At 39.5% G+C, this 1,590-nt stretch carries 1 protein-coding gene; it reads left to right on the top strand.

The window, feature by feature from the left end:
• The first annotated feature begins 1 nt into the window (after window position 1).
• Complete coding sequence (locus tag ACR2F7_RS07320) at window positions 2-1,204, top strand: pyridoxal phosphate-dependent aminotransferase (RefSeq protein WP_432712930.1); 1,203 nt, start codon at window positions 2-4, stop codon at window positions 1,202-1,204.
• Window positions 1,205-1,590: the final 386 nt, after the last annotated feature.

Below are 1,590 nucleotides of genomic sequence, written 5' to 3'. Positions count from 1 at the left end.
AATAGGTAATGAAGTAAATGAGTTAAAAAGAAAGGGTGCCCAAATAGCAAACCTGACCATTGGTGATTTTAATCCTTCTATTTTTCCTATTCCTGAAGAATTAAAAACTGAAATTATTGATGCTTACAATGATCACCAAACCAATTATCCGCCTGCAGATGGTATATTACCTTTGCGTGAAGTGGTTTCTGACTTGTTGAAAGATAGATATGAACTCAGCTATACGCCATCAGAAATTTTAATTTCTGCAGGTTCTCGTCCTTTAATTTATTCTACTTTCCTGGCTTTAATTGATCCGGGCGACAAAGTAATTTTCCCTGCACCATCATGGAACAATAACCACTACTGTCACTTAACTTCAGCAGAAGGCATTGCCATTGAAAGTCTGGAAGAAAACAATTTCATGCCGGTGGCATCACAATTGAAACCACACTTAAAAGGGGCAACTTTATTGGCACTTTGTTCGCCATTGAACCCTACAGGAACGATGTTCTCTGAGGAGCAACTGGCAGAAATATGCGATTTAGTATTGGCAGAAAATGCAAGCCGCCCGGCAGAGGAGAAACCATTGTACATCATGTACGATCAGATCTATTCTTTATTGACTTTTGGTAAAGAGCACATCAACCCGGTTACGCTAAGGCCAGCATTAAAAGATTATACTATTTTTATTGATGGTATTTCTAAATGCCTTGCCGCAACAGGGGTAAGGGTAGGCTGGGGCTTTGGTCCGGAGGCTGTTGTGAGCAAAATGAAAGCTATTTTAGGCCACATGGGTGCCTGGGCTCCTAAAGCAGAGCAGGTAGCTGTTGCAAATTACTTTAAAAATGCGCCGCAGGTAGATACTTATTTAGCTAGCTTTAAAGAGCAGATTCAATTGAGCCTGAACGAAATTTACAATGGTTTTCAGGATTTGAAAAAGGAAGGTTTTGCCGTTGATGCCATTGAGCCTATGGGGGCCATTTACCTGACTATTAAAATCGATTACATCGGCAAAACTACGCCTGATGGTGATTTACTGAAAGACAGTGCTGATGTCAACTTTTACCTGATCAAAGCTGCGGGTACTGCCTTAGTGCCGTTCTCTGCCTTTGGTAACGACGATAATATGGCTTGGTTCAGGGCTTCTGTTGGTGGTTGTTCATTGGATGACATTAAAGCAATGATGCCAAGAATTAAAACTGCTTTAAGTCTGTTGAAATAAAATTTAGCACTTCTTCTTTCCAATTGAATGTGAAGAAGCTCATTAAAAGGTAGCGTCATTTTAAATGGACGCTTAAACATAATAAGATCCTGTATCATGATGAATGGTATGGGATCTTTCTTTTAAAGGCACCTTTACAACAAGTAATATTTACCTAATCGGTGAGCTAGCATTTGAAGGTCATTAGCAGGGCCTTCAGTTATCAATCGATATAGGAAGGCCCTACAAAGGCCCTACCAACGCTTTCTGAACGCTATGGAAACTATAAGATTCAGCATGCCTTTCAGTTATTTGAAAATCCTTAATTAGTAAGGATTTTCATTGCTATTTTCCGGGAGTTAATTCCATGAAAAAGACCGTATCATTTTTCAACGATACGGTCTTTT

This window comes from Pedobacter sp., assembly GCF_045628745.1.
Classification (GTDB): domain Bacteria; phylum Bacteroidota; class Bacteroidia; order Sphingobacteriales; family Sphingobacteriaceae; genus Pedobacter.
This window is presented reverse-complemented; position numbering and strand designations above follow the sequence as displayed.